Genomic DNA, 21,237 nt, shown 5'->3' on the forward strand with positions numbered 1-21,237 from the left:
GGCACTGGACTAGTGTGAGTAGTGACGAGGGTGGCGTTACAACGGCTCTACCAGGCCTCGGTACCCTCTGAGCGGCAACCGAAGCCGGGGCCTTACCCCAAGAGGCCCCTTTTGAAATTCAGCGAGGAGCGAACCGCGTGACCGCCGAGACGTCCGTGCCGTCCACAGCGTTGCTGACCGGAGCAGACCGGGACGGTTCCAACTACACCGCGCGGCACCTGCTCGTCCTGGAGGGGCTCGAGGCCGTTCGCAAGCGTCCTGGCATGTACATCGGGTCGACGGACAGCCGCGGCCTGCTGCACTGCCTCTGGGAGATCATCGACAACTCCGTCGATGAGGCCCTGGGTGGCTACTGCGACCACATCGAAGTCATCCTCCACGACGACGCCTCCGTAGAGGTCCGGGACAACGGCCGAGGCATCCCGGTGGATGTCGAGCCCAAGACCGGCCTCTCCGGAGTCGAGGTCGTCATGACCAAGCTCCACGCCGGCGGAAAGTTCGGCGGTGGCGCCTACGCCGCCTCCGGCGGCCTGCACGGTGTGGGTGCCTCCGTGGTGAATGCCCTGTCCGCGCGCCTCGACGTGGAGGTGGACCTCCATGGGCACACCCACGCGATCAGCTTCCGGCGTGGCGTGCCCGGGGCCTTCGCCAAGCCCGGCCCCGACGCCGACTTCGACTCGTCGGCCAAGCTGCGCAAGACCAAGAAGATCCCCAAGACGCGCACCGGCACGCGCGTGCGCTACTGGGCCGACCGCCAGATCTTCCTCAAGGACGCCAAGCTCAGCCTCGAGACGCTGCACCAGCGTGCCCGCCAGACCGCGTTCCTGGTGCCGGGCCTGACCATCGTCGTGCGCGACGAGTACGGCCTCGGAGAGGGCGGTACCAAGGGCGAGGAATCCTTCCGCTTCGACGGCGGCATCAGCGAGTTCTGCGAGTACCTGGCCCAGGACAAGGCCGTCTGTGACGTCCTTCGCTTCACTGGGCAGGGCACCTTCAAGGAGACCGTCCCGGTCCTCGACGACCACGGCCAGATGTCCCCCACCGAGGTCACCCGCGAGCTCGCCGTGGACGTCGCGCTGCGCTGGGGCACGGGTTACGACACGACGCTGCGGTCCTTCGTCAACATCATCGCCACCCCCAAGGGCGGCACCCACATGACGGGCTTCGAGCGCTCGCTCACCAAGACGATGAATGAGGTGCTGCGCACCCAGAAGGTGCTGCGCGTCGCCGAGGACGACATCGTCAAGGACGACGCCCTGGAGGGGCTGACCGCGGTCGTCACGGTCCGTCTCGCCGAGCCGCAGTTCGAGGGTCAGACCAAGGAGGTGCTCGGCACCTCGGCGGCCAACCGCATCGTCTCCAACGTCATCGCCAAGGAGCTCAAGGCGTTCCTGACGTCCACCAAGCGCGACGCCAAGGCGCAGGCGCGCGCCGTGATGGAGAAGGCTGTCGCCGCCGCCCGTACGCGCATCGCGGCCCGGCAGCACAAGGACGCCCAGCGTCGTAAGACGGCCCTCGAATCGTCCTCGCTGCCCGCGAAGCTGGCCGACTGCCGCAGTGACGACGTGGAGCGCAGTGAGCTCTTCATCGTCGAGGGCGACTCGGCGCTCGGCACCGCCAAGCTGGCGCGGAACTCCGAGTTCCAGGCCCTCCTGCCGATCCGCGGCAAGATCCTCAACGTTCAGAAGGCGTCCGTCACGGACATGCTGAAGAACGCCGAGTGCGGCGCGATCATCCAGGTCATAGGGGCGGGGTCGGGCCGGACCTTCGACATCGACGCGGCGCGCTACGGCAAGATCATTCTGCTCGTCGACGCCGATGTGGACGGCGCGCACATCCGGATCCTGCTGCTCACCCTGTTCCAGCGCTACATGCGCCCGATGGTGGAGGCGGGCCGGGTCTTCGCGGCCGTGCCGCCCCTGCACCGGATCGAGCTGGTGCAGCCGAAGAAGGGCCAGGACAAGTACGTCTACACGTACTCGGACAACGAGCTGCGCGAGACGCTCCTGGAGTACCAGCGCAAGGGGATCCGCTTCAAGGACTCCATCCAGCGCTACAAGGGCCTCGGCGAGATGGACGCCGATCAGCTGGCGGAGACCACCATGGACCCCCGCTACCGCACCCTGCGGCGGGTCAACATCGGCGACCTGGACGCCGCCGAGCAGGTCTTCGACCTGCTGATGGGTAATGACGTGGCGCCCCGCAAGGAGTTCATCACGAGCTCGGCGGCGACGCTGGACCGTTCGCGCATCGACGCGTAGCGCTCGCGCGACGCAGCGGTGTGTGCCGCTCGCGCGGTACGCATCCCACCGTGGGTGGAGCCTCTCTTGGCTCCACCCACGGCGCGTTTTCGGGGGCCATTGATGCGGTCCTTCACCTGATGGGGTGAAGAGCAGGGAGAGAAGAGTCAGGGATCTTCCCGTTCTGTCCATCCTTGGGCACGCGGCCGAACAAGGCTGCGGACAAGGAGAGTTCGGTGGAGAAGCACGACGGGCGCGATGCGGGGCAGGCGCGGACCGGCGGTCCGAGGGATCCCTGGTACGACGCGCTTGCGTCCGGCTGGGGCGAGTTGGACGGCACGGGCGCGCCGGCGCCCGTGGTGGCGCCCCGGGCCGCACCGGAGCGGATCGCGAGCGCGGCCGACATCTATCTGGAGGTCCAGCGCAGCGCTGCTTTCCAGGAGGTACGCGGCCGGTATCGGCGGTTCGTCTTCCCCGGGGTTGCCGTCTTCTTCACCTGGTACGTCGCGTACGTCGTGACCGCGACGACGGCCCCGGGGCTGATGGCGCGACCCGTCGCGGGGTCCGTGAACGTCGCCATGCTCGCCGGCCTCGGCCAGTTCCTCACCACCTTCCTGCTGACCTGGGCGTACGCCCGCCACGCCAGGCTGCGCAGGGATCACGCGGCGCTCGATCTGCGCTGGGCCGTGTTCGAGCAGAAGCGGGAGCAGGAACTGGCCCGGGGGAGCGAGCGACTGGTCCGGGGGAGCGAGCGATGACCGGCGACCACCAGACGCTCGCCCTGCTGCTGTTCGGCGTGTTCGTGGCCGTCACGCTCGCCATCACGACATGGGTGAGCCGCAACCGGCACGGTTCCGCGGAGGAGTTCTACGCGGGCGGGCGGCTCTTCTCGCCCATGGAGAATGGATTCGCCATCGCGGGCGACTACATGTCGGCCGCCTCCTTCCTCGGCATCTCCGGGCTGATCGCTCTCTTCGGGTACGACGGGCTGCTCTACTCGGTGGGTTTCCTCGTCGCCTGGCTGGTCGTGCTGTTCCTGGTGGCCGAACTGGTGCGCAACTGCGGCCGGTTCACGCTTGCCGATGTCGTGGCCGCACGGATGAGGGAGCGGCCCGTGCGCATCGCGGCGGGAACTTCCTCGGTGACCGTGTCCGTTCTCTATCTGGTGGCGCAGATGGTGGGTGCGGGCTCACTGGTCGCGCTGCTGCTCGGGGGGACGAGCGGGGCGGCGCAGGCCTGGACGGTGATCGGCGTCGGTGCGCTCATGGTTATCTATGTGTCGTTGGGAGGGATGCGGGCCACCACCTGGATCCAGATCGTCAAGGCGGTCCTGTTGATGTGCGGCGCGATCGCGCTGACCGTGCTCGTGCTCGTGCGTTTCCACGGTGACTTCGACCAGTTGCTGCGGACCGCCGCCGATCGCAGCGGGCACGGCAGCCAGTTCCTCGCGCCCGGGTTGAAGTACGGCGGCGACTGGACCTCGCGCCTGGACTTCATCAGTCTCGGACTCGCGCTCGTCCTCGGCACGGCCGGACTGCCGCACATCCTTTCCCGCTTCTACACGGTGCCCACCGCGCGGGCCGCCCGCCGCTCCGTCGTCTGGTCCATCGGCCTCATCGGCAGCTTCTACCTGATGACGATCGTGCTCGGCTTCGGCGCCGCCGCGATCGTGGGCTCCGATGCGGTGCGGGGATCGAACGCCGCGGGGAACACGGCGGTTCCGCTGCTCGCGCTCGATCTGGGAGGCGGCGCGGACTCCACAGGCGGAACGGTTCTTTTCGCGATCGTCGCCGCGATCGCCTTCGCCACGATCCTCGCCGTCGTCGCCGGGATCACGCTCGCCTCCTCGGCATCGGTGGCCCACGACCTGTACGCGTCGCTGCGGCGCAAGCACGCGAAGCCGCGCAGCGAGGTGGCGGTGGCGCGCCTCGCGGCCGCCGGGGTCGGTGTGGTCGCGATCGGCTTGGGGCTGCTCGCCCGGGATCTCAACGTGGCATTCCTGGTGGGCCTGGCCTTCGCGGTCGCCGCGTCCGCGAATCTGCCCGTGCTGCTCTTCTCGCTGTTCTGGCGGAACTTCACCACGCGGGGAGCTGTCTGGTCGGTCTACGGCGGCCTGGTGCCCTCCTTGGTGCTCGTCGTGCTGTCACCCGTGGTCTCCGGGGGGCCGAGTTCCCTCTTCCCGGGAGTGGACTTCCAGTACTTCCCGCTGGAGAACCCGGGGCTCGTCTCCATCCCGCTGGGCTTCCTCGCCGGATGGCTGGGCACCGTCACCTCGTCGGAGCCCGCGGACGAGGCCAAGCACGCGGAGACCGAGGTGCGGTCGCTCACCGGGGCGGGAGCGGCGTAACCGCCCTCCACGGGCCGCTAGGAGGCGCTGGACGCCCATACGTAGCGGTGCTCCGGGCGGCCCGTGTCGCCGTACTTGAGGCTGAGCCGGACGCGGCCCGAGCGCTCCAGGAGCTTCAGGTAGCGCTGGGCCGTCTGACGGCTCAGCCGGGTGCGGTCGGCCAACTCCTGGGCGGACAGCGGCCCTTCCGCGCCCATCAGGGCCCTGCGGACCAGTTCGGCCGTGGTGGGGGAGTGCCCTTTGGGCAGCTCCGGCGCCGGAGTCGCCGAGAGGGCGCCGAAGATGCGGTCGACCTCGGCCTGCTCGGCCTCGCCCCCGCCGTCCAGCGTGCGGCGCAAGGTCGCGTACGCGTCGAGCTTCGCGCGAAGTCCCGCGTACGAGAACGGCTTGACCAGGTACTGCAGGGCTCCGTGGCGCATCGCGGCCTGCACGGTGGCGACGTCGCGCGCGGCGGTCACCATGATCACGTCGGTCTGATGGCCGCGCTCACGCAGCGTGCGGACCACCGCGAGTCCCGTGTCGTCCGGCAGGTAGTGGTCGAGGAGCACCAGGTCGACGGGGAGGTCCTCGATGAGCCTCAGTGCCTCGGCCGCGCTGTGGGCCTTCGCGGCCACCCGGAAGCCGGGAACCTTCTCCACGTAGGCGGCGTTGACGTCCGCGACCCGGACGTCGTCGTCCACGACGAGTACCTCGATCATCGTGTCTCCTCCGTGGGGGCCGTCTCGGACGTCAGGGCCAGTTCGGACGTCGGGGCCAGTTCGGACGTCGGGGCCAGTTCGGCCTGTGCGAGTGCTTCTGGCAGTACGACGGTGAACTCGGCGCCCCCTTCGGGGGAGGCGTCGGCCCGTGCGCTGCCGCCCTGCCGCTCGGCGAGCCTGCGCACCAGTGCGAGCCCGATGCCCCGCTTGCCGTGTGCCGGAGGCTCCTTGGTGGACCAGCCCTCCGTGAAGATCGTCTCGCGCTGTCCGGGCGGTACGCCGGGACCGGTGTCGCTCACCCGCAGTACGACGGAGCGCCCCTCGGTGCGCACATCGACCTCCACGCGCGCGTGGAGGGTGCCTGCCGCGGCATCGAGCGCGTTGTCGACCAGATTGCCGACGATGGTGACCAGACCGCCGGGATCGATCAGCCGGTCGGGCAGCGCGGTGTCGCGGGGGACGGCGAGGACGACCCCGCGCTCCGCGGCGACCGTGGCCTTGCCCACCAGGAGAGCGGCGAGCAGGGGGTCGCCGATCTTCTCCGTGATCTGCTCGGCGGTCACCCGGTGCGCCCCCGCCACTTCGCCGACGAACTCCGCCGCTTCCTCGTACATCTCGAGTTCCAGGAGGCCGAGCAGGGTGTGCATGCGGTTGGCGTGTTCGTGGTCCTGGGCGCGCAGTGCGTCGATGAGGCCGCGGGTGGAGTCGAGTTCGCGGCCCAGCTGCTCCAGCTCGGTGCGGTCACGCAGGGTGGCGACCGCGCCGCCGTCGTCCGTGGGCATGCGGTTGGCGACCAGGACACGCTGGCCGCGGACGGTCAGGAGGTCGGTTCCGGTGACCCGCCCTGCGAGCACGTCGGTCGTACGCCCCGGGCCGAGCGCGGTGTCGAGCGGCTGCCCGATGGCTTCCGCCCCGAGGCCGAGGAGACGCTGGGCCTCGTCGTTGAGGAGGCGTACGCGGCCCGCGCGGTCCAAAGCCACCACGCCTTCGCGGATACTGTGCAGCATCGCCTCGCGTTCCGCAAGGAGTGCCGAGATATCGGAGAAGGCCAGGTCACGGGTCTGCCGCTGCACCCTGCGCGAGATCAGATAGGCGGCAAGGGCGCCGACGGCGAGCGCCCCGCCCGCGTAGGCGAAGAGCCCGGGGATCGCGTGGATCAACCGGGCGCGGACACTGTCGTACTCGATGCCCACGGAGACGGCTCCCACGATGTCCCCGTCGATGTCCCGCAGCGGCACCTTGCCGCGGGCCGAGCGGCCCAGGGTGCCGTCGTCGATCTCCATGACCTCGTCCCCGGCGAGCGCCTCGCTGGGGTCGGTGGAGACTATGCGACCGATCTGGCCATGATCGGTGTGGGACCAGCGCACGCCGTCCTTGTTCATGATCACGACGTACTCGGCGCCACTGGCACGCCGGATGCGTTCCGCTTCCGTCTGCACGGGCCCGTCGACCGCCGGCTTCGAGGAGCGCAGGTCCTCGGCGAGCTGTGGCTGGGCGGCCGTGGTCTGGGCGATGGCGAGCGCGCGGCGCATCGCCTGGTCGTCCAGTTGATCGCTGAGCGGCGCGAGGAAGAGCCCCGTGGCGAGCACGGCGACCCCGGCGGCGATGGCCAGCTGCATGAGCAGCACCTGCGAGAACACGCGCCGCGGCAGGCCGAGACGGAGTCGTCGGGCAGGGGAGGTCGGGCTCATGTGTACGAACGGTACGGCGAGCGGAGGGCTACTCCGAAGTCACTGTGGCGGGGATCTCCTGTGCGGCTCCGCCCCCGATCAGCCGTACCGCCACGACATCCATGCGCACCGGGGCCGCCAGTGCCGCGCCGCAGCTCTCCGGCCTGGGCGGCTGGGAGGCGCCCTGGGCGACCGTCACGCGCCAGCGCCGCCCGTCGGTGTGGACCACCGTCACGTCCCAGCGTGGGGCCGTGCCGTCCGTGCTGGCGACGCTCAGGACGCCCGCGGCGTCCTCGCCCGTTGTGGCACGCACGGCGAGCTCGGCGGCCTGTCCGGGGCGCTCCCAGGCGGAGCTGCCCCGGCAGCCCTTGGTGACGACGCGCCCCGTACGCACCCCTTCGAGGATCTCCTTGACGGCGGTCTGATCGGAGCGGCCGTACGCGTAGCCGTAGGGCAGGATCAGCAGCGTGGGGGAGAAGCGGTGACCACCCAGATGAGTGACTTCCCAGGCGCCTTGTTCACCTGACGTGGCGAGTTCGGCGGCGAGCGGCCTGCCCAGGAGCGCGCAGCAGCGGTCACGCTTGCCGTTCGTGCAGACCAGGGCGAGCGGGTCGCCGGTGTGCGGGGTGCCGAATCCGCCGTGGTCGCCCGCGCCGAGAGCCGCGAAGTCGAGGCCGAGCAACTCCTGCGGCCTGTCCGTGACGTGTGCGCGCAGCCAGGTGTTGCCGGGCGCGGTGTGCGCCACGTACACCCGTCGGCGTGCCGAGGGGTGGCTGTCGGCGTGACGGCCGGGGCGGCGGATGAGCGCGACACGTACGCCGGTCCCCTCGGCGGCGGCCTCCAGAGCACGGCCCGTCTCCGGATCCAGGTGGCTCGAAGTGAGCGCCCTGGCGCCCCACGGGCCCGGCTGCTCAAGGAGCAACCAGGTCTTGGCGGTGGCCGCGGTCCCCGCGAGAGGCTCGTCCAGGTCCCGCGAAGCGGTGGTGCACTTACTCACAGAGGTGAGCCTAACCTGCGCCGGGTCTGGGCTGATTCATCCCCCGTCGGGCGTGGGCATGGCCTGGGGCGGACGCAGTCCGACGTACTGCCCGCTGGGACGCATGCGCAGGGGACGTTCCCCGTACTCCTCCAAGGCGTGCGCGATCCAGCCGGCCGTGCGCGCCACGGCGAAGATCGTCTCGCCCGCTTCGGCGGGCATTGCGGAGGAGGCGGTCAGGACGGCGAGGGCCAGGTCGACGTTGGCGTGCAGGTCCGTGTGGCGGGCCGTGGTGGCCACCACGTCGCGGGCCGCGGCGAGGGCGGGGCCCGCCTCGGGGATGGTCTCCAGAAGCGCGAACAGGGCTTGTGCGCGCGGATCGTCCCCGGGGTAGAGCCGGTGGCCGAGGCCCGGGACGCGGCGGCCCGCGCGAAGCTCGTCGGCCACTACGGGGGCCGCGCTGCCGCGGTCGAGGACGTCCAGGAGCATGCGGTGCGCGAGGCCGCTCGCCGCGCCGTGCAGGGGGCCCTCCAGGACGCCGAGGCCTGCCGACACGGCTGCGTACGGGTGGGCGCGGGCCGAGGCGGCGACGCGGACGGCGAGCGTCGAGGCGGCGAGGTCGTGGTCGACGAGCAGCGCGAGCGCGGTGTCGAGGGCGTGCAGCGAGGCTTCCCGGGGCTGCCTGCCGCTCAGCCGTGCCCATAGGCGGCGGGCCAGGGGGCCCTCGTCCCGGTGGGCGCGGCTCAACGGGGGCAGCGCCGTGACGAGCGTGGGGATGAGGGTGCGTGCGGTGCCGATGACGGCTTCTTCGGAGAGGTCGAAGCGGAGCGGATCAGCCGCGGCGGCCGCGATGGCGGCCACGCGGAGGCGGTCGGTCGGGCCGCTGTGCTCGGGGAGTGCGCCGACGGCACGGCGTGCGGCTTCGGCGGTCTCCTCGGGGGCGGTGAAGCGGATTCCGGGGCGCATGGCGCCCGTCCACAGCCACTCGGCGACCTCTTCGTAGGAGCGCGCCAGGGAGAGGTCCGTCGCGTCGACGCCGCGGTAGTAGTAGCGGTCCTTGTCGATGAGCGTGATGCGGGTGCGGACGGAGAGTTCGCTGCCCGTGGAGGTGGCGGCGGGTTCACGGCGGTTCTTGCGGGCGAGCGACTCGACTTCTTTCGCGTCGAAGGTGCTGCCCCGGGAGCCGGGGCCACGGCGGCTGCTGAGCTGGCCGCGGCTCACGTAGGCGTACACGGTCTCCGGCTTTACGCCGAGCAGTTCCGCGGCTTCCCGGGTGCTCAGGCGTCGGCCTTCCTTGGGGGCGGCCTCTTGATCCGTCATGGGCGACACCGTATCCATTCCGTCGTACATTGCTCCAATCAATATTGACAGTGAGTCAGTCAAGCATGGACAGTCGAATCAAGTCCAGGGAGGAAGTCGAGGAAGAACATGCCGATCAATGGCTCCACCACCACCCCCACCAGCCCCACCGGCCCCGTGGAGGTTCCCCGCGGGCTCGCGGGCGTCGTCGTGACCGAGACCCGGCTCGGGGACGTCAGGGGATACGAGGGCTTCTACCACTACCGTCAGTACTCGGCCGTCGAGCTCGCGCAGAGCCGCGGCTTCGAGGATGTCTGGCACCTGATGTTCCACGGCGAGCTGCCGGATGCGGGGCAGCGGGCCGCTTTCGCCGCGGAGACGGCGGCCCTGCGCCACCTGCCGGATGAGGTGCGTGCCGCGCTGCCCGCCATAGCCCGCGCCAGCGCCCTGTCGGGGCCACTCGCCGGGCTGCGTACGGCGCTGTCGCTGTTCGGCGCGGCGAAGGGCTTCCGGCCGGTGTACGACATTGACGCCGACCGGCGCCGTGCCGACGCGCTCGCCGCGTCCGCTGTCGTGCCGACCCTCCTCACGGCGCTGTACCGGCTCGGTCAGGGGCTCGACCCCGTGGAACCGCGCGAGGACCTTTCCTACGCGGCCAACTACCTCTACATGTTGACGGGTTCGGAACCGGATCCGGGTCGTGCGAGGGCGATCGAGCAGTACTTGATCTCAACCATTGATCACGGCTTCAACGCGTCGACGTTCACGGCGAGGGTGATCACCTCGACGGGGGCGGATGTCGCGGCCTGCCTGGTGGGGGCCGTGGGTGCGCTGTCGGGTCCGCTGCACGGTGGGGCTCCGAGCCGCGCGCTCGACACGCTGGACGCCATCGGCACGCCTGATCGCATCGACGGCTGGATCCGCGAGCGGGTCCTCGCGGGGGACCGCATCATGGGCTTCGGCCACCCCGTGTACCGCACGGAGGACCCGCGTTCGCGCATGCTGCGGGGGATCGCGCGGCAATTCGGCGGGCCGATGGTGGAGTTCGCGGTCGAGGTCGAACGCCAGGTGGAGGCGATCCTCGCCGAACTGAAGCCGGGCCGCGAGCTGCACACGAACGTGGAGTTCTACGCGGGCGTGGTCATGGAACTGTGCGGCCTGCCACGGGAGATGTTCACGCCTACGTTCGCGGCGGCGCGGGTGGTGGGTTGGGGGGCCAACGTGCTGGAGCAGGCGGAGGACTCGAAGATCATTCGGCCGGCGGCGCGGTATGTGGGGGTGGGGGCGCCGGTTCCGGTTCCGCCGGGGGCGTGAGGTACGAGAGGTCCGGCACCGAGGCGGTGCCGGACCTCTCGATCAGTGGTGCCGCGTCCTTAATCCGCCTGGTTCCGCGGCGGCGGATCGGAGGGTGGGGCAGGGGGCCCGGAAGGCGGGCCTTTGTGGCTTTTGCGTACGCTCATCACGGTTGCGGCCGCCGTCACTGAAGCCGCTACGGCCATGATGACGCTCGTTATGGTCACGAGACTCATGTCGCTGCTCAGACCTCCGGGATGTCTGCCTTGGCGCGGATGAGTGTTTCGCGGCTGACCACCACGATTCGCTCATAGTCGGCGCGTGCGGCGTCGGGTGGCAGCTCACCATCGAGCCTGTCCGTTGCCTCCGTGCCGATCACGGCGAAATTACCGTCGGTCAGCTCAAAGATGTCGGGGCATGTCTCCCCGGAGAGACTGCCTCTGGCGCGTGGGGGCACACCGAGGCGACGCACGATCTTCAAGGGAATCCCAGTCCTTGTTGGAGCAGTAGGGGCGAGAACGGGGTCACCGTAGCGGCTCGTCGCCCCTGTGCATTGCGCTCCTTGAGCCAACTGGACCCACCCGTAGGGATGTTCGCCCGGCTGTCGGGCTCTACTCGGGCGGAGGTTCGCCCACCACCCACCACTCTTCGGTGTCCGGGTCCTCCAAGTCGCGGATGAGACCGTCCATCATGAGACCCACTCTGGCCTCGTCCGAGGAGTCTTCGAGGCTCGCTCGATGGTGACGGGTCGCCTCCCAGTACTCACGGAACACGGGGTTGCGGCAGATGACCCGAAGATGCCCGTGGAGCCCTTCCCAATTGACGATTCCGGTGCGGTAGGCGAGGAGGGCATTTGTGTACATGGCGTTGGCGAAGAGGTACTGACGCCGTGCCGTGGGCGGCGCCTCCACGGTGCTGAGCACAGCGGCCAGATCCGGATCGTCCATTGCCTTGCTGAGCAGGTAGAACTGCAGGTGCTGCTGCTGGGCCAGCTCGGTGGGGCGGTTCTGGGGCTGCTCGACGCGTTCGATTCGCGAACGTAGTTCCTCGTACCTCCGCTGCTGTGCGACCAGCAGCGCACAGATGGCGGTCACACACGCGAGCCCAGCCACCGTGGCCGAGCCCGCCCCCCGTATCCAAATATTCTGTGTGGCCATGTCAACCCCCGAATCAGGCGACCGTCCGCCGGTCGTCGGGTGCGGGTCGACAGGGAGCGGACCGGCGAGCGGTGGGCGGCGCGCTTGCCGCCCCCCAGGATGCCGAGCGGCTCTGATCGGCTGGGAGGCGGACTGGGAGCGCACGGAAGGCAGCAGTGGTCGCATGTCCCGGCGCCGTGCCAGATGTGTGCCCCGCCTGCGCCGCTAACAATCGTTCACTTCGCGGGGTTTCTACGCGCTCGTATGCTGGGGCAGCAGTCATTCGTCGTACGAGAGCCGGTGCCCGCGCCGGTGCACGCGTCAGTGTGAAAGGGGTCGCACGTTGACTCAGCCGGGTGCCGGGCAGATCCCGGTCATCGTCCTCACCGGTTTCCTGGGTTCGGGGAAGACGACCCTGCTCAATCACCTGCTGCACCGCAGCGGTGGCAGCCGTATCGGAGCGATCGTCAATGACTTCGGGTCCATCGAGATCGACGCCATGGCCGTGGCCGGGCAGCTCGGGGACTCCACCGTTTCGCTCGGCAACGGATGTCTGTGCTGTGCCGTGGATGCCAGTGAGCTCGATGAGTATCTGGAGCGGCTCGCCCGGCCCTCCGCCGCGATCGACGTCATCGTCGTCGAGGCCAGTGGGCTTGCCGAGCCGCAGGAGCTCGTGAAGATGGTGCTCGCCAGCGAGAATCCGCACATCGTGTACGGCGGGCTCGTCGAGGTCGTTGATGCTGTTGAGTTCGACTCGACCCGGCAGCGGCACCCCGAGGTCGACCGGCATCTCGGGATCGCCGACCTCGTTGTCGTCAACAAGGTTGATCGGGTGGCAGAGAGCGAGCGGGAGCGGGTGCTCGGTGTCGTCCGCGGGCTCACCGATCGTGCCGCCGTCGTCCCCGCCTCTTACGGACGCGTCGACGTCGAGCTGCTCCTTGACCGGAAGCCCGTGGGTGAGCGCCTCGGACAGCTCTCCTTCGACGACCTGCATCAGCATGAGCATGACGCGGGCGGCGACCACCATGGCCATCTGCACTCCGCCTACGAAAGTCTCTCCTTCTCCTCCGAAGTGCCCATGAGCCCCCGCCCGTTCATGGCCCTACTCGACAGTCGGCCCGAAGGGCTCTACCGCATCAAGGGGTACGTCGATTTCGGCGCCGACGACCCGCGCAACAAGTACGCCGTGCACGCCGTGGGGCGTTTTCTGCGGTTCTACCCGGAGCCGTGGGCCGCGAATGAGGCCCGGCTGACCCAGCTCGTGTTCATCGGGTCCGGCATCGACGTACCCGCCCTGGAGAAGGAGTTGGAGGCCGCGCGCGCGTACGCCCCACAGGCCGGTGCCGATGAGCACGGGATGTGGGGCGTACTGCGGTACGTGCAGGAGCCAGAGCCGGCGGAGTAGCCGGCTACGCCGGGCCCGCCACCGCCGCCACCGGCTTCGCCAGGGAGACGCCCGAGCCGTCGCGGCGCGGGTCGATCTCCGGCAGCTCCGCAGGCAGACCACTGCGCTGGGCCGCGAGCGGTGGCGTCGGGCCCGCCCACGCGAAGCTCAGGCAGTCCTCGCCCTTCAGGAAGCGCTGGACGCGTACGCCCCCCGTGGCGCGGCCCTTGCGGGGGTACTGGTCGAACGGCGTCACCTTGGCCGTCGTCTGCACCGAGTCGTCGAGCGTGCCGCGCGAGCCGGCCACCGTGAAGACCACGGCGTCCACGGCCGGGTCCACTGCCACGAAGGAGATGACCTTGACGCCGTCCGCGAGCTTGATGCCCGTCATGCCACCCGCGGGGCGGCCCTGCGGGCGTACCTGCGAGGCCTGGTAGCGCAAGAGCTGGGCGTCGTCCGTGATGAAGACCAGGTCCTCCTCGCCGGTGCGCAGCTCGGCCGCGCCGACGATCCGGTCACCGTCCTTGAGGGTGATGACCTCGAGCTCTTCCTTGTTGGACGGATAGTCCGGGACGACGCGCTTGACCACGCCCTGTTCGGTGCCCAGGGCCAGACCCGGTGAGGACTCGTCCAGGGTCATCAGGCAGATCAGCTTCTCGTCCGTCTCCAGGGAGAGCAGCTCCGAGACCGGCGCGCCTCCGGAGAGGTTCGGCGCCGAATGCGTCTCCGGGAGCTGGGGGAGGTCCACCACGGAGAGGCGCAGCAGGCGTCCGGCAGAAGTCACCGCGCCCACCTCGCCGCGCGCGGTCGCGGGCACCGCGGAGACGATCACATCGTGCTTGACGCGCTTGGTGTCGCTCTCGGCGAACGGCTCGCCGTTGGCCGTACGGGCCAGCAGGCCGGTCGAGGACAGGAGCACGCGGCAGGGGTCGTCCGCCACCTGCAGCGAGACGGTGGGCGCCGGGGTGCCCGCCGACTCCAGGAGGACCGTGCGCCGGTCGGTGCCGAACTTCTTGGACACGGCGGCCAGTTCGGCGGAGACCAGCTTGCGCAGCTCGGCGTCCGACTCCAGGATGCGGGTCAGCTCCTCGATCTCGGCGTTGAGCTTGTCGCGCTCGGACTCCAGCTCGATGCGGTCGAACTTGGTGAGGCGGCGCAGCGGCGTGTCGAGGATGTACTGCGTCTGGATCTCGCTCAGCGAGAAGCGCTCCATCAGGCGCTCCTTGGCCTGCGCGGAGTTGTCGCTGGAGCGGATGAGGCGGATGACCTCGTCGATGTCCAGGAGGGCGACCAGAAGGCCCTCGACCAGGTGCAGCCTGGCCTGCTTCTTGCCGCGGCGGAACTCGCTGCGGCGGCGCACCACGTTGAAGCGGTGGTCGAGGTAGACCTCGAGCAGTTCCTTGAGGCCGAGCGTGAGGGGCTGGCCGTCCACCAGGGCCACGTTGTTGATGCCGAAGGACTCCTCCATCGGCGTCAGCTTGTAGAGCTGCTCGAGGACGGCCTCCGGGACGAAGCCGTTCTTGATCTCGATGACCAGGCGCAGGCCGTGCGAGCGGTCCGTGAGGTCCTTGACGTCCGCGATGCCCTGCAGCTTCTTCGAGCCGACCAGGTCCTTGATCTTCGAGATGACCTTCTCGGGGCCCACGGAGAAGGGCAGTTCGGTGACGACCAGGCCCTTGCGGCGCGCGCTCACGTTCTCGACGGCCACCGTCGCGCGGATCTTGAAGGTGCCGCGCCCTGATTCGTACGCGTCCTTGACCCCGGTCAGGCCGACGATGCGGCCGCCCGTGGGCAGGTCGGGGCCCGGGACGAAACGCATCAGCGTCTCCAGGTCGGCCCCGGGGTGCTTGATCAGGTGACGGGCGGCCGCGATGACCTCGCCGAGGTTGTGCGGCGGCATGTTCGTCGCCATGCCGACGGCGATGCCCGAAGCGCCGTTCACCAGGAGGTTCGGATAGGCCGCCGGGAGGGTGACCGGTTCCTGCTCCTGGCCGTCGTAGTTCGACTCGAAGTCGACCGTGTTCTCGTCGATCGACTCCGTCATCAAGGACGTCGCGTCGGCCATCTTGCACTCGGTGTACCGCATGGCGGCCGGCGGGTCGTCGTTGCCGAGGGAGCCGAAGTTGCCGTGGCCGTCCACCAGCGGCAGGCGCATGGAGAAGGGCTGGGCCATGCGCACCAGGGCGTCGTAGATCGACGCGTCGCCGTGGGGGTGCAACTTACCCATGACCTCGCCGACGACGCGGGCGCACTTCACATAGCCGCGCTCCGGGCGCAGGCCCATCTCGCTCATCTGATAGACGATGCGCCGGTGCACCGGCTTCATGCCGTCGCGGGCGTCCGGCAGGGCGCGCGAGTAGATGACCGAATACGCGTACTCGAGGAAGGAGCCCTGCATCTCGTCGACGACGTCGATGTCGAGGATCTTCTCCTCGAACGAGTCATCGGGCGGCGGGGTCTTCGTGCTGCGGCGGGCCATCGCTGCTGCGGCTCCTTCAGGGTGTCTGCCAGGGCATCAAAGGGATCTGACGCCGACCATTGTGGACTGTCCCACTGACAACGCCGACCACGACCCGGACTTCGGGGCCGACTACGCCGAGCGCGGAGCGGGAACTTCACAGGTTGTCGGCACGCTTGCATACAGTGTCAGGACTGGCAGAATTTCCAGCTTTTCGCGATCGAAGGGACGTACATGCCCATGGGTCACACGGCCACAGCCGAGGCCGGCTCCGGCGGCCTGACAGCGACCGAGCACCGGCTGGCCAACGGCCTGCGCGTGGTGCTCTCCGAGGACCACCTGACCCCGGTCGCCGCGGTCTGCCTCTGGTACGACGTCGGTTCACGCCACGAGGTCAAGGGGCGTACGGGCCTCGCGCACCTCTTCGAGCACCTCATGTTCCAGGGTTCGAAGCAGGTGCAGGGCAACGGCCACTTCGAGCTGGTGCAGGGTGCGGGCGGTTCGCTCAACGGCACCACGAGCTTCGAGCGCACGAACTATTTCGAGACCATGCCCACACACCAGCTCGAGCTGGCCCTGTGGCTGGAAGCCGACCGCATGGGCTCGCTGCTCTCCGCGCTCGACGAAGAATCCATGGAGAACCAGCGCGACGTCGTCAAGAACGAGCGCCGCCAGCGCTACGACAACGTTCCGTACGGCACGGCCTTCGAGAAGCTGACCGCCCTCTCGTACCCCGAGGGCCACCCCTACCACCACACCCCGATCGGCTCCATGGCCGACCTGGACGCGGCGACGCTGGAGGACGCGCGGGCGTTCTTCCGTACCTACTACGCGCCCAACAACGCGGTTCTGTCGATCGTCGGCGACATCGACCCGGAGCAGACCCTCGCCTGGGTCGAGAAGTACTTCGGGTCCATCCCCTCGCACGACGGCAAGCAGCCGCCGCGCGACGGTTCGCTGCCCGACACGATCGGCAAGGAGCTGCGCGAGGTCGTCGAGGAAGAGGTCCCCGCCCGCGCCCTGATGGCCGCCTACCGCCTCCCGGAGGACGGCACGCGCGCGTGCGACGCGGCCGACCTGGCGCTGACGGTCCTCGGCAGCGGCGAGTCGTCGCGGCTCTACAACCGCCTCGTGCGCCGCGACCGCACCGCCGTGGCGGCCGGTTTCGGCCTGCTGCGGCTCGCCGGCGCCCCCTCGCTCGGCTGGCTCGACGTGAAGACGTCCGGTGACGTCGAGGTCCCCGTCATCGAGGCCGCGGTCGACGAGGAGCTCGCCCGCTTCGCGGAAGAGGGCCCCACCGAGGAGGAGATGGAGCGCGCCCAGGCACAGCTGGAGCGCGAGTGGCTCGACCGTCTCTCCACGGTGGCGGGCCGCGCGGACGAACTCTGCCGGTACGCGGTCCTGTTCGGCGACCCGCAGCTCGCCCTCACCGCCGTCGGGCGCGTCCTGGACGTCACCGCGGAAGAGGTCAGGGCGGCCGCCGCCGCGCGCCTGCGCCCCGACAACCGCGCGGTGCTCGTGTACGAGCCCATCGAGGGCGCTGCCGCCGCCGAAGCCACCGACGAGGACGAAGAGGAGGCGGCGAAGTGACCGAGGCCGCAACGATGCAGTTCCACCCGCAGCCCCAGGCGGGCGACGCACGGCCGTGGGCCTTCCCCGCGCCCGAGCGCGCCACCCTGGACAACGGCCTCACGGTGCTGCGCTGCCACCGCCCCGGCCAGCAGGTCGTCGCGGTGGAGGTCCACCTGGAGGCGCCGCTCGAAGCCGAGCCCGCCGGCCTGGACGGCGTCGCCACCATCATGGCGAGGGCCTTCAACGAAGGCACGGACAAGCACTCCGCCGAGGACTTCGCCGCCGAACTCGACCGCTGCGGCGCCACCATGGACGCGCACGCCGACCACCCCGGCGTACGCGTATCGCTCGAAGTCCCGGTCTCCCGCCTCCCGAAGGCGCTCGGTCTGCTCTCCGACGCCCTGCGCGCCCCCGCCTTCGCGGACAGCGAGATCGAGCGCCTCGTGCGCAACCGCCTTGACGAGATCCCGCACGAGGCCGCCAACCCGGGGCGTCGCGCCGCCAAGGAGCTCTCCCGGCAGCTCTTCCCGGCGACCTCGCGCATGTCGCGCCCCCGTCAGGGCACCGAGGAGACGGTGACGCCCATCGACTCGGCGGCGGTGCGCGCCTTCTACGAGAAGCACGTGCGTCCCGCCACGGCGACCGTCGTCGTCGTGGGCGACCTGACCGGTGTCGATCTGGACGCCGTGCTCGCCGACACCATCGGGGCCTGGACGGGCGGCACCGCCGAGCCGCGTCCGGTGCCCCCGGTGACCGCGGACGACACCGGGCGTGTCGTCATCGTGGACCGCCCCGGAGCCGTCCAGACGCAGCTGCTCATCGGCCGCGTGGGACCGGACCGCCACGACCGCGTGTGGCCCGCGCAGGTGCTCGGCACGTACTGCCTCGGAGGCACCCTCACCTCGCGCCTCGACCGCGTCCTGCGCGAGGAGAAGGGATACACCTACGGCGTACGGTCGTTCGCCCAGGTCCTGCGTTCCGCACCGGACGGCACCGGCGCCGCGATGCTCGCCATCAGCGGCTCCGTGGACACCGAGTCCACGGGCCCGGCGCTCGACGACCTGTGGAAGGTCCTGCGCACCCTCGCGGCCGACGGCCTCACGGACGCCGAGCGCGATGTCGCCGTGCAGAACCTGGTGGGCGTGGCCCCGCTCAAGTACGAGATGGCGGCGTCCGTCGCGGCCACCCTCGCCGACCAGGTCGAGCAGCACCTGCCGGACGACTTCCAGGCCCAGCTGTACCGCCAGTTGGCCGCGACCGGCACCGTGGAGGCCACTGCCGCCGTCGTGAGCGCCTTCCCGGTGGACCGGCTGGTGACGGTGCTGGTCGGTGACGCCGCGCAGATCGAGGAGCCCGTCAGGGCGCTCGGCATCGGTGAAGTGAGTGTGGTCACGGGCTGAGTGGCAGTCAGGACATATCGGGACCCCAGTGGCTGAGATTTACCACTGGGGTCCTCTTATGTCCGAATTGATATGGAGGTTACGTGTCTGACCTGTGGCGTGCGCTACAAAAGCTCTGATCCGTTTGTCGTTTGAAAGATGGCCCGCTTAGCGTCATCCCGGCTGTTCGTCATGCAGTACGCCGCACCCGCGGCACCGGACAGTCATCGCCGAGTCCCCGTACGGCGCGAGCCAGGGGAGCCGGGGACCCACATGTCCCCTTGGGGTGAATCGGGAACCTTGCCGTCAGGTGAGGGACTCGTAGGAGACCTTCCTGCTCCGAACCCGTCAGCTAACCCGGTAGGCGAGAAGGAAGGAAAGGATCAGCCGCTTCATGGCGTTCACCCGTGCCACCGGGAAGCACCGTCGCCCGAGCCGCCTCACGCGTACGACCGCGAACGTGGCGGGCGTCGCCGCCCTCACCACCACCGGTGTCATCGGAGGCCTGGCCGCTCCGGCGCTCGCCGCCGACGACGCGGCGGCTCTTGAGCACACCGGCCTGACCCAGGCCATCTCCGTGGGCGACTCGCTCGCCGAGAGCATCGACGCGCAGGCCGCTGCCCAGCAGCAGGCCGCCGACGACGCCGCAGCCGCCAAGAAGGCCGAAGAGGCCGCCAAGAAGAAGGCCGAAGAGGCGAAGCGCAAGGCCGAGGCCGAGGCGAAGGCCAAGGCCAAGAAGGAGCGCGAGGCCAAGGAGCGTGCCGCTCGCGAGGCCGAGCGCAAGCGCCTCAACAGCTACGTCTCCCCGATCTCCGGCTCGTACGTCTCCACGGGCTATCAGACCGGCGGCGCCATGTGGTCCTCCGGCAGCCACACCGGCGTGGACTTCCACGCGGCCTCCGGTACGTCGGTCCACGCGGTCGGCTCCGGCACCGTCGTCGAGGCCGGCTGGGGCGGCGCCTACGGCAACAACGTGGTCATCAAGATGAACGACGGCACGTACACCCAGTACGGCCACATGTCGTCCCTCGGCGTCACGGTCGGCCAGGCGGTCACTCCGGGCCAGCAGATAGGCCTCTCCGGCTCCACCGGCAACTCCAGCGGCCCGCACCTGCACTTCGAGGCCCGCACCGGCGCGGACTACGGCACGGACATCGACCCCGTCTCGTACCTCCGCTCGCACGGCGTCAACGTCTGATCCCAGCGGTCGAACGCGGACGCACGAGCGTCACTGATTCACCGAAAGCCCCGGCTCGTCGAGCCGGGGCTTTCGCCGTTCCCGCATCTCCTCTGGCCAAAAGTATCCCTGGATTTCAGCCTGCCGTCGGAAATTCGGCCGCCCTGCAATAGAGTCGCAGAACAGGCGTCGATCGACCGCGTTTCGCGGGGATTAAGGCGGAGGTCAGTCATGCGCATTCCCGCGCACTCGGTATGCACGGCAATCCGGGACGACATCGTCTCCGGTGTCTACGAACGGGGCGGCCGGCTCACCGAGGAACTGCTCGCGCGCCGCTACGGAGTCTCCCGTGTCCCGGTGCGCGAAGCCCTGCGCACCCTCGAGGCAGAGGGCTTCGTCGTCACACGCCGGCACGCGGGCGCGTGCGTCGCGGAGCCGACCGCGCAGGAGGCCGCCGACCTCCTCGAGATCCGCGCGCTCCTGGAGCCTCTGGGCGCCGCTCGCGCCGCCCATCGCCGCACGGAGGCGCACCTGAAGGTCCTGCGCGGTCTCGTCAGGCTCGGTCAGGAGCGGGCGAGGCGGGGACACAGCGAGGATCTGCGCTCCCTGGGCGGCTGGTTCCACGAGACGCTCGCCCAGGCTTCCGGCAGCCCGGGCCTCACGGCCTTGCTCACCCAGCTCCGGCACAAGATCGCCTGGATGTACGTGGTCGAGGCGTCTGCCGCTCCCGCCGAGGCCTGGGCCGAGTACGCCGCGATCGTCGACGCGGTGACGCGCGGGGACGCGGAGCGCGCCAGGTCGCTCACCGCGGCCCACACGGAGCGGACGACGGCCGCGCATCGTGTGAGGGATTCGCAACATGTCGTAAACACGGTGGGCCTGCGGCATTAACAGAGGCGCCGTATACAAAGAAGTGCTATTCGGAGGGGGCGAATTCCTGCTGCCCGAATTCAGCTTCCGATGCCCTGCGCCGGTATTCGGTCAATGGGCACAGTCGATGAGCGCAGCCAATGGGTACGGTCAATGCGTGCGGTCAAGCGTGTGGTCAATGGGCATGGAAAAGCCGTAGGGCCCGCCCCCATTTCGGGGGAGGGCCCTACGGCGTATGAGTCTCAGCCTTTGTCAGACGGTCTCGGGGAGTTCCTCGAGGCCGTCCGCGACCAGCTTCGCCAGACGGTCGAGGGCGGCGTCCGCACCCTCGGCGTCGGAGGCGAGCACGATCTCCTCGCCGCCCTGCGCGCCCAGACCGAGCACCGCGAGCATGGAGGCGGCGTTCACGGGGTTGCCGTCAGCCTTGGCGATCGTCACGGGGACGCCGGCGGCGGTGGCCGCGCGGACGAAGATGGAGGCGGGTCGGGCGTGAAGGCCCTCGGCCCAGCCGACGTTGACGCGGCGCTCAGCCATGTGTTGCTGCCCTTCCAGGTGTCTCACACTTGTCTAGACCAGTGTCTCATGCCGTCACGAGTGCTCCGCCGGGCCGCAGGTCCATACGGTGCCGGCCGATGGTCCGGCTCCGTCGACCGTACGTCCTCGCGCCCCGGGCCCTCGTCCCGCTGTTCGACGTCTCCTAGCCTGCCCCGGCCAAGGCGGCCCCGCGACCCGTACCCT

17 protein-coding genes and 1 riboswitch are annotated in these 21,237 nt (G+C 69.8%); of the genes, 9 read left to right on the forward strand and 8 right to left on the reverse strand.

Going from position 1 to position 21,237, the window contains the following annotated elements; all coding sequences use genetic code 11:
- Positions 1-137 precede the first annotated feature (137 nt).
- The 3 genes from ACWD02_RS17675 (at position 138) to ACWD02_RS17685 (ending at position 4,587) form a co-directional block, all read left to right on the forward strand.
- Positions 138-2,261, forward strand: coding sequence for a DNA gyrase/topoisomerase IV subunit B (locus ACWD02_RS17675; RefSeq protein WP_451211052.1), 2,124 nt, complete (start codon positions 138-140; stop codon positions 2,259-2,261).
- Between the two features lie 215 nt (positions 2,262-2,476).
- Positions 2,477-2,998 (forward strand): DUF485 domain-containing protein, encoded by a 522-nt coding sequence (locus tag ACWD02_RS17680; protein ID WP_451211055.1) that lies wholly within the window; start codon positions 2,477-2,479, stop codon positions 2,996-2,998.
- Positions 2,995-4,587, forward strand: coding sequence for a solute symporter family protein (locus ACWD02_RS17685; RefSeq protein WP_451211057.1), 1,593 nt, complete (start codon positions 2,995-2,997; stop codon positions 4,585-4,587). The genes ACWD02_RS17680 and ACWD02_RS17685 overlap by 4 nt, the downstream gene beginning before the upstream one ends.
- Before the next feature lie 17 nt (positions 4,588-4,604).
- On the opposite strand, the gene ACWD02_RS17690 is transcribed toward ACWD02_RS17685, so the two are convergent.
- From ACWD02_RS17690 to ACWD02_RS17705, 4 genes are read right to left on the reverse strand one after another with little or no spacing between them, the layout of a single operon-like run.
- Entirely contained in the window at positions 4,605-5,285 is a 681-nt protein-coding gene (locus ACWD02_RS17690; RefSeq protein ID WP_451211059.1) for a response regulator, read from the reverse strand.
- Positions 5,282-6,976, reverse strand: coding sequence for a sensor histidine kinase (locus ACWD02_RS17695; RefSeq protein WP_451211061.1), 1,695 nt, complete (start codon positions 6,974-6,976; stop codon positions 5,282-5,284). The genes ACWD02_RS17690 and ACWD02_RS17695 overlap by 4 nt, the downstream gene beginning before the upstream one ends.
- 28 nt (positions 6,977-7,004) lie before the next feature.
- On the reverse strand, positions 7,005-7,952 hold the full coding sequence (locus ACWD02_RS17700) for a sucrase ferredoxin (protein ID WP_451211064.1): 948 nt from the start codon (positions 7,950-7,952) through the stop codon (positions 7,005-7,007).
- Between the two features lie 36 nt (positions 7,953-7,988).
- Positions 7,989-9,251 (reverse strand): citrate synthase family protein, encoded by a 1,263-nt coding sequence (locus ACWD02_RS17705; RefSeq protein WP_451211066.1) that lies wholly within the window; start codon positions 9,249-9,251, stop codon positions 7,989-7,991.
- Positions 9,252-9,359: 108 nt separating this feature from the next.
- Between ACWD02_RS17705 and ACWD02_RS17710 the strand changes: the two genes are divergently transcribed.
- Positions 9,360-10,544 carry a citrate synthase/methylcitrate synthase gene (locus ACWD02_RS17710; RefSeq protein WP_451211068.1) on the forward strand — a complete coding sequence of 395 codons (1,185 nt, stop codon included), beginning with the start codon at positions 9,360-9,362 and terminating at the stop codon, positions 10,542-10,544.
- Between the two features lie 223 nt (positions 10,545-10,767).
- Here the strand turns inward: ACWD02_RS17710 and ACWD02_RS17715 are convergent, their stop codons facing one another.
- Both ACWD02_RS17715 and ACWD02_RS17720 read right to left on the reverse strand, forming a co-directional pair.
- Entirely contained in the window at positions 10,768-11,004 is a 237-nt protein-coding gene (locus ACWD02_RS17715; RefSeq protein WP_451211070.1) for a hypothetical protein, read from the reverse strand.
- Positions 11,005-11,134: 130 nt separating this feature from the next.
- Positions 11,135-11,617 carry a DUF6082 family protein gene (locus ACWD02_RS17720; RefSeq protein ID WP_451211072.1) on the reverse strand — a complete coding sequence of 161 codons (483 nt, stop codon included), beginning with the start codon at positions 11,615-11,617 and terminating at the stop codon, positions 11,135-11,137.
- A gap of 385 nt (positions 11,618-12,002) precedes the next feature.
- On the opposite strand from ACWD02_RS17720, the gene ACWD02_RS17725 reads away from it, so the two are divergent.
- The gene (locus tag ACWD02_RS17725) at positions 12,003-13,064 is read left to right on the forward strand and encodes a CobW family GTP-binding protein (RefSeq protein WP_451211074.1); all 1,062 of its coding nucleotides are present in this window, start codon (positions 12,003-12,005) and stop codon (positions 13,062-13,064) included.
- A gap of 4 nt (positions 13,065-13,068) precedes the next feature.
- Here the strand turns inward: ACWD02_RS17725 and ACWD02_RS17730 are convergent, their stop codons facing one another.
- A complete protein-coding gene (locus ACWD02_RS17730) occupies positions 13,069-15,522 on the reverse strand; it encodes a DNA gyrase/topoisomerase IV subunit A (protein ID WP_451211076.1) in 2,454 nt (817 codons plus the stop codon).
- A gap of 219 nt (positions 15,523-15,741) precedes the next feature.
- Between ACWD02_RS17730 and ACWD02_RS17735 the strand changes: the two genes are divergently transcribed.
- From ACWD02_RS17735 to ACWD02_RS17750, 4 genes are all read left to right on the forward strand, one after another.
- On the forward strand, positions 15,742-17,091 hold the full coding sequence (locus ACWD02_RS17735) for a M16 family metallopeptidase (protein WP_451212020.1): 1,350 nt from the start codon (positions 15,742-15,744) through the stop codon (positions 17,089-17,091).
- Positions 17,088-18,473, forward strand: coding sequence for a M16 family metallopeptidase (locus ACWD02_RS17740; protein WP_451211078.1), 1,386 nt, complete (start codon positions 17,088-17,090; stop codon positions 18,471-18,473). Before ACWD02_RS17735 ends, ACWD02_RS17740 begins: the two co-directional genes overlap by 4 nt.
- A gap of 197 nt (positions 18,474-18,670) precedes the next feature.
- Positions 18,671-18,834, forward strand: a riboswitch (cyclic di-AMP (ydaO/yuaA leader).
- A 12-nt stretch (positions 18,835-18,846) separates the two neighbouring features.
- Complete coding sequence (locus ACWD02_RS17745; protein WP_363209948.1) at positions 18,847-19,650, forward strand: M23 family metallopeptidase; 804 nt, start codon at positions 18,847-18,849, stop codon at positions 19,648-19,650.
- Between the two features lie 210 nt (positions 19,651-19,860).
- Positions 19,861-20,520, forward strand: a complete 660-nt coding sequence (locus tag ACWD02_RS17750; RefSeq protein WP_451211081.1) for a GntR family transcriptional regulator — start codon at positions 19,861-19,863, stop codon at positions 20,518-20,520.
- Between the two features lie 231 nt (positions 20,521-20,751).
- On the opposite strand, the gene ACWD02_RS17755 is transcribed toward ACWD02_RS17750, so the two are convergent.
- Positions 20,752-21,033: an HPr family phosphocarrier protein gene (locus ACWD02_RS17755; RefSeq protein ID WP_190085156.1), complete on the reverse strand. Its 282-nt coding sequence runs from the start codon at positions 21,031-21,033 to the stop codon at positions 20,752-20,754.
- Positions 21,034-21,237 lie beyond the last annotated feature (204 nt).

It is taken from the genome of Streptomyces sp. NPDC002853 (assembly GCF_053591915.1).